The following is a 7,308-nucleotide window of genomic DNA, read 5'->3' as shown; positions in this document are numbered from 1 at the left end:
TGGGCGATGTGCGGGGTTACGACCAGTTGATATCCTGCCGCCAAGTGTTCCTGTTCCCAGTATTCCTGCATCAGTCGGCGTACGGTCGTGCCCTTAGGATGCCAGAATACAAGCCCTGGACCTGCTTCCTCATGGAAGCTGAAAAGATCCAAGGCGGGCCCGAGCTTACGGTGGTCTCGGGCCTTAGCCTGTTCTAGCTTAGCAAGGTATGTCTCTAGCTCTTGGTCTGAAGGGAATGCGATGCCGTATATTCGTGAGAGCATCCGGTTCTTCTCGTCACCATGCCAGTAGGCCCCGGCAACAGAGAGGAGCTTCACTGCCTTGATACGGCCGGTATCAGGCACGTGTGGACCTCGGCAAACATCGACGAACTCGCCCTGCTCGTAAACTGATATTTTCTCACCCGGGATACTCGCGATTATTTCCAGTTTGTAGGTTTCACCCCGATCTGAGAACAGTTTCTTTGCTTCTTCCCGGCCAAGCCAGCGATGCACGACTGGTATCTTTCTTTGCGCAAGCTCGCGCATCCTGGCCTCAATCCCGGGCAGGTCTTCTTCGGTGAACGGCCTTTCCACATCGAAGTCGTAGTAGAATCCTTCAGCAACTGCCGGTCCGATTGTCACCTTGGCCGTCGGGTAAAGCTGCTTCACTGCCTGGGCCATCAAGTGCGAAGCCGAGTGCCAGTAAACTTCCCGGCCCTCTTCTGAATCGAACCGGACCGGCTCGACCACTGCATCTTCACGGATTTGTGCGGAAAGGTCAACAAGCCTGCCGTTGACCTTTGCCGCAACTGCTGTCGGGTCGGCGAGTAGTGTCTCTGCGGTCAGGCCTGGCTCTACCTGGCGTTCCTTGCCGTTGACAACAACTCGAATCACGTCGAAATCCTACTGACACCAGCGCTGCTGTCAACAGAACCAGGCCGACTTCATGCCAAGCAGAACAGGGCACAGGGAGAACGAAGCATTGGAGCGGTGATGAACCGCAACCGCACGGGCCAGCCCTGGAAGTCTTGACAGGAATGAGGGGCGGAAGAGTTACGGAGTCCAGGAGAAGGAGAGGAATCGGTCGAACAGCGGTGTCTTGCGAAACTTGGTGCTTACTCCAGGGCCGAACCAGTCCTAATCCGAGCCGTCGTTTTTCAATAGCCCGAACCATTCGAACGGTTCAAGTAAGCGGCGCAGCAGCAAGTACGCCTCCTGATCGGGCGGTGCGTATGCCGGGGAGACTTCAATTGTTCGCGGACCTCGGTGAGGAATATTCCCTCGGGCAGCACGGTTGCCGGTGTCCAGTTCTGGACAACAGACTGAAGCCGTCAGAGCGTAACTGCGAGACAGTCCTGTAGAAGCGGTGCTTCAGACTCATACCAGAGGTAATCGAGGTTGAAACGGCCGAAGAATGAGAGGAACAGGTGCCGTAGAGAATCCCAGCCCGTGCTTCGTTGTACCGCGTCAGAGCTCAACGGCACACGAGCAGCCGGTTGCGGTAGCGGCGGACAAGTTTACCGTATTCGCATACCAGACCGATGATGTGGAGCGGTTGGACGTTGTGTTCATCAATCACCTTGAACGGTACTCCCCTGAACCTCTTTCATATATTCACGCGGCCATTCCATCTTCTGGAGCATCTCAGCCACCCAGGCCCGCTTCAAGTTGCCGGTGGCGGTCAGTTTAACCCATCGTTCGGGTCGGACAGTGGCATATGGTCAATGAATCTCATTGGCTCTTTTCTTAGTTCTAGCGTCGGTGTTGCTCTGTCCTGCCACGGTTCTCGGCTGGTTTTGCGCCCGTGCGGAGAGATTGATGCGTGTTCCTCCTGTTTGGTGAGCGGCAGGGGGTATGATATCTAGCCGTGGTCTGAGTTCTGACCTAGGCCCCGGCTTTGACGCAGCCCAGAAAACGCTGCTTTGGGGGACAGTACAGAGTGCCGGGGACAGGATTTGAACCTGCATGCCGCTAGGCACTTGGCCCTCAACCAAGCGTGTCTGCCATTTCCACCACCCCGGCAGGGGAGGAACTTGTCGGTCCTATCCGATCGCAGCCTAGAGACGGACCGTGTAGCATTATAGACAGCCAACATGAAGAGTCAATCCAGCCTACAGACAGTCAGCCGTTCGCGGCCATAGGTAAGAATGTATGTGCCAGCAGGGAGGGAAAAGCCGGTAGAGTCACAGCCAGACCACACAAGAGGGGGGAATGAGGAACCCGGTAAGCCGGGAAAGAGGAAGGAGTTGACCATGCGGCCGGCAGCGGAGTAGATACGCAGTTCACGAGACGTACTAATCCCCGGTTGCAGGCTGATTGTGGTTTGCATGCGGAAGGGATTTGGATAGGTGTTCAACGCACGTGGTCGGAGGTGGTCGGATGAACCTGACCCGATGCCGGCTACGAGCCGGTGTCCGACTTCGCAGGCGTTCGTGCTATAACCGCAGACTGCGAACAGGTATGCGTTGGGCGAGTAAGTGTAAGTGCCGTAGGCGCCCGCAATGTGAAGGTCGTGAGTGCGGGAGTCGTAGTGCCAACAGTTCGAATCCGGGTCAAATACATAAACGTCTCGGCAGTCCGCCCCGGTGTTCCAGCGCTGGCCGCCGCCAACCATATAGATGTGTCCGGCAAGCGCAATCAGGCCGAGTCCATGTCGACCCTGAGGCAGATCAGGAAGGCGGGTCCAGACATTGTTGCCCGGGTCATAACGGCGGAAGACTTTCAGGCTGTCCCAGCCTCCGGCGTAGTAGATCTTGCCGTCAAGACTACACATTGCGCCGTTGTGTGCCGAATCCGGGGACCGGGCACGGGGAGCCCAGTCGTCGGTGTTAGGGTGATAGCGGAAGAACAGACCAGGGTGTTCAGCACCGAATGCGACATAGATGGAGTCGTCGAGGACTGCGGCCGACATACCGTAGTCGGCATGCGGCATGAAGCGGTAAGACCAAGAGTCGCGACCGACATCGTAGATTTGGACGTAGTCGTAAGGAATCTCCAGCTCGCCGCCGAACACGTAGACACGATTCTCGGGCTGGAAATACACCGCACAGTGATTGCTCGTTGGGAACGGCATGCGTGCCCTTGGAGTCCAGACGCCGAGGTTATTGTCATAGCGGAATACCTGGTCGGTTCCGGCTCCGCCGTCACTGAACCCGCCCATCAAGTAGAAGTAGGTTCCTGCACAGCAGCCGGCTGTACGGTGAACAGCCAGCGAAGGCCGGGGTCGGCTCTGCCAGATTACTGAGTCTGTCTGGGCTAAGGCAGCACTGGCGAGGGCAACTAGTGCCGTGAGGCACTTCATACCGTATTGATTCTAGGCCAGGTGTGCGGTTTTGCAAGTATCAGCATGGCTTTATCAGGAATGTAGTCGGCGCTACCCTGCCTAGTAAATAGTAGGAGGGCGCTTGAAAGCAAGCGCACCGGTGGGCGGTCATGCTTGGTACGGACTGGTTGGTGTCACGTCCGAACTTGAGGCAGGGCTGACGATGATCCCAGACCGAACGATCAAGTCTTGACTGAACTCGGCTGGGGTAAAGCGAACAGCGAACTGACGTCGCGATTACCACTCAAAGGGGCGCGATTGCCGGCCTGACCCTTTGGGTCAAGACCCGCGATTTGGGTCACAGTGCTTTCTTCGCGAACTGGAGTTCTTCTCTTGGTTAGCCGGTATGTGTGGTAGCAGGGTCAGTGATTGATGTGGCCGTTTCGGGCACACCAGAAAAGCCGCATCGCGAAGCCGGCCGGGCTTCGGTTCGAATAGGGAACAGCGGAGCGGTGAGACTTAGGCCGCCAGCTGTGTGATCCTTGCGGGATGAACGTCGGTTCGGCTCTGTGTTTCTCTTTGCGTGATCGAGGTCGCTGCAGAACATGTGACTGTGCCTGTGATTGGAGCAGCAAAGTAAAGGGCACGCGGTACCCCCAGCCGAAGCAATTGTTGTTCGGTTGTCTACTCTGCGGGAAAGAGACCTTTCCCATCCGGGGGATGACCAGGAGGCCATTCAGGGGATGGAGCCACAGTTGTTCGTGTTCCCAAGCGCGGCTCCTGAAGAGCATGGAGCCGCCACTCATGGGCGTTCAGCATTGTGTTTGGCGACGCGCCAAAGTTCGACCTGTAGGCTGGTGTGTTCCTCATGCTGCGTAGTGCGTGTCTGAGATCCCGGAGTTCGGCTCCTGATCCTAGAGCCGTGCGCCAGACTTGCATTAGGTGTCAGGATAGACATAATCTTCTGCTTCCTGTACGTTACTAGGCAAATAAGGAGTCAATGTGGACCAGGACACCAGCAAGATTGTTGACATCGTGCGGGCAGAGCTTGAGCGGATGACGGCTGCGGGCTGCAGTTTCGCTGACGCCCGATACTATGAAGAAGATTCGTCCGAGCACATCGTGCTCTATGACGGTAATCTTGAAGCAAATACCGGTAGTTATGAGCGGGGCATTGGAATTAGAGTGCTTGCGAACGGTGCATGGGGATTCGCCGCAACTGCCGACCTAGGGCGTATTCCTGACTGCTTTGATCGTGCGTTCGCCAATGCTAAAGCTGCCGCGATCCTGCCCGGGTTTCCCAAAACTATGGGTGTTGCCAAACCGGTCAAGGGAAGTTACCGACCTCCGGTCAGACGCGACCCGTTTGATGTTCCTCTGTCTGAGAAGCTTGAGTTTCTCAGGACTCTCGATGACCGGCTCAGGCACAAGACCGTAACCCACCGTAGCATTTTGCTCGACTTCCAGCGCGGCAAGGTGCTGTACTGGAACAGCGAAGGTACCGAGGTAGATAAGTGGGTTCTGAATACTTTTGCCACTATGACGGTTATGGCTCGGGACAAGGAAGGACGCACCCAGCGACGCAGCTTCGAGCTTGCCGGCGACGGTAGCGGTACTAGGGGCTATGAGTGGTTGCTTGACGCAGATTGCTTTGCTGGGCATGCTGAACGCCTGAAAAAAGAACTTGGCGAGATTGTGGCCGCAGACCCACTGCCTCCAGCACGGCGCGACGTAATCCTTTTACCCGGTCAGGGATTCCTACAGGTGCACGAGACCATCGGTCACGCGCTTGAACTCGACCGCATACTCGGGTACGAACTCTCTTTTGCCGGCGGCTCGCACGTGCGGCTGGAGCATATTGGCCGACTGCGTTATGGTTCGGAAAAACTTAATTGTCGGGCCGGAGTTGTGCCAAACTCGCCGGGGACCTTTGGGTATGATGATGAAGGCTCGCCCCAGCGAGACTACTTGCTGATTGAGAAGGGAATGTTGGTAAATGTGCTCTCATGCCGGGCTGACATGGCCGAGGCCAATGCCAAGGCCGGCCGTACCGTAGTCCCGGAGTCAGGTACCGCGGCCAGAGCCACGTCGTTCTACCGAAGTCCCATTGACCGGATGACCAATATCAACATCGATCCAGGTGAAGATGGTACGCTCGAGGACATTGTTTCCCGGACTGAGAATGGCGTAATCCTCGACGTGCCGGTGTCGTGGTCGATTGGCTCGAACCGCGAACATTTCCACTTTGCGACCGAAATCGCTTGGGAGGTCAAAGAAGGTACGCTCACCAAGGTGTACAAGAACCCGACCTACCAGGGCCACACGCTTGAGTTTTGGCGATCGCTTGACATGGTTGGCAACCTTTCCACTTGGAAATTGCAGCAGGTCCCGAACTGTGGCAAGGGCGAGCCCAATCAGATAATGGAGCTAGGCCACGGTATTCCGGTGATGCGCTTTGCCAATGTCCAGACCGGTGAGAAGGAGTAGATTATGCTCGAACAGCGAATCCGTGAGCTTTTGCTGGCGTGCCGCGACTATGCCCGCAGGCAGGGCATCGCGGCTGAGTTTTCGTTCCACCGTGAGAAGTCAAGTCTTATCCGCCTGGGGAACTCCGCGGTTGCGCTCTCGACCTACGAGGAACTGACCCGGCTTGACATTCAGGTTCAGGAGGATCGAAGGGTGGGAGCATTCGGCATCCTGGCCGACATTACCTCGCTCGCTCAGCTTAAGCGGGTATTGAGCCGGGCTCAGGATAACTGCCGTTCAGCCCTAGAAAAGGACTACGCTCCCATCTTCGGCGCGGTGGAAGAAGCGATTGATGACTCATCGGGCTACGACCCATTCTTGGAGAGCCTGACGCCCGATGCCAAGGCCAGGCTATGTACCGAGGTCGTGAACAGCCTGAAACCTCGCGGCCGATACGACTTTTCTGGATCCTGGTCTTCAGGCTCTACCGAGATCTACTATACGACCACAGCGAATGACAAAGAGGCATACCGTCGACTGACCGATTCCAGGCTGGTACTCGTGCTCAAAGACTGGGACCGGAAATGGGAGCTTCAGGTTGAGCGCACCGCCAAGACGGCAGGTACTGAGAACGCCGCCGACATCGTAAGGGAGTTTACCGAGCTGCTGCCGGTCTATGAGAACAATCCGGGCTTTGCGCCCAGTGTTGGGAGGCAGCGGGTGCTTTTCGGGCCTCAGGCCATCGGCGAGCTGGTATCGCTTGCGGTCTGGTCAGGATTCCTCGGACGCTGGTACGAGGAGAAGCGGGCTTTTACCGGCGCGTTCAGGCCTGGTGACAGGCTGTTCGCTGAGACCGTGACGATTGCTGACGATCCGACGCACCCGGATGTGTTCGGTATGCCATTTGATCTAACTGGTGTACGCCGGCGTCGCTTCACCATGGTCGAGCACGGTGTTTTCAGTGGGGTCATGTACGACGCTGCCACCGCGGCGAAGTATGGAAAGCGGCGTACCGGCTGTGACATCAACAACCAGGATTTCGTGCTTGAGACCGGTTCGGGACCGGCCGGGCTTGAGGCCGGCATGAAACTAGCCAGAGATGCTTTGTACATACCACACCTGCACTACATCCATATGCCAGATCCGACCCAAGGCATGTTTACCGGTTCATCCCGTTTCAATGCTATGAGGCTTGAGAAGAGCGAGTTCACCCGGCCGCTGTTCTCGTCCCGGATAACCGATACCATCCCATCGGTATTCAACCACGTTGTTGCGATTTCTTCCCGTTCGGTACCGGTGAACACCTCCAGCACTTACGGTAGGCGCGAGCCCCAGGCCATCAGCGTGCCCGAGTACCTTATCTGCGACGGGGTGCGTATCTCTGATGCTGCAGACAGTTTCTAGCCGGATTGCCTCGGGCGGCCGACGCTGACCAGACTCCTCCCGCCGATACCAGCGTCGGGTTAATTGTTCACTCTCCCGCAAACCTACCCAAATCCCGATGTAGAAGCTGAAGTCTGCGGTCGAAGGCGTTCGGCACAGCGGTTGTGATGCGATGGAGTGCTTGCGCTGCTTTGGCGTGACGTTGAGTTAGCCTCC

At 56.9% G+C, this 7,308-nt stretch carries 4 protein-coding genes and 1 tRNA gene; 2 read left to right on the top strand and 3 right to left on the bottom strand.

Going from position 1 to position 7,308, the window contains the following annotated elements; genetic code table 11:
- The 3 genes from ABIL25_10205 to ABIL25_10195 all read right to left on the bottom strand — a co-directional run.
- A partial coding sequence (locus ABIL25_10205) for a threonine--tRNA ligase (protein ID MEO0082638.1) occupies nt 1-875 on the bottom strand: 875 nt, incomplete at its 3' end.
- A gap of 1,046 nt (nt 876-1,921) precedes the next feature.
- Nucleotides 1,922-2,003: transfer RNA gene (locus ABIL25_10200), tRNA-Leu, on the bottom strand.
- Nucleotides 2,004-2,082: 79 nt separating this feature from the next.
- Nucleotides 2,083-3,282: a hypothetical protein gene (locus ABIL25_10195; GenBank protein ID MEO0082637.1), complete on the bottom strand. Its 1,200-nt coding sequence runs from the start codon at nt 3,280-3,282 to the stop codon at nt 2,083-2,085.
- Between the two features lie 963 nt (nt 3,283-4,245).
- On the opposite strand from ABIL25_10195, the gene ABIL25_10190 reads away from it, so the two are divergent.
- Both ABIL25_10190 and ABIL25_10185 read left to right on the top strand, forming a co-directional pair.
- Nucleotides 4,246-5,730, top strand: a complete 1,485-nt coding sequence (locus ABIL25_10190; GenBank protein MEO0082636.1) for a TldD/PmbA family protein — start codon at nt 4,246-4,248, stop codon at nt 5,728-5,730.
- Nucleotides 5,731-5,733: 3 nt separating this feature from the next.
- Nucleotides 5,734-7,113 carry a metallopeptidase TldD-related protein gene (locus tag ABIL25_10185; protein ID MEO0082635.1) on the top strand — a complete coding sequence of 460 codons (1,380 nt, stop codon included), beginning with the start codon at nt 5,734-5,736 and terminating at the stop codon, nt 7,111-7,113.
- Nucleotides 7,114-7,308: the final 195 nt, after the last annotated feature.

It is taken from the genome of candidate division WOR-3 bacterium, from assembly GCA_039801365.1.
GTDB lineage: Bacteria > Hydrothermota > Tepidihabitantia > Tepidihabitantales > Tepidihabitantaceae > JBDRUN01.
This window is presented reverse-complemented; position numbering and strand designations above follow the sequence as displayed.

Coding starts and splice junctions, on each gene's coding strand:
- ABIL25_10195 (MEO0082637.1), bottom strand. CDS start 3,282: ATGAAGTGCCTCACGGCACTAGTTGCCCTCGCCAGTGCTGCCTTAGCC.
- ABIL25_10185 (MEO0082635.1), top strand. CDS start 5,734: ATGCTCGAACAGCGAATCCGTGAGCTTTTGCTGGCGTGCCGCGACTAT.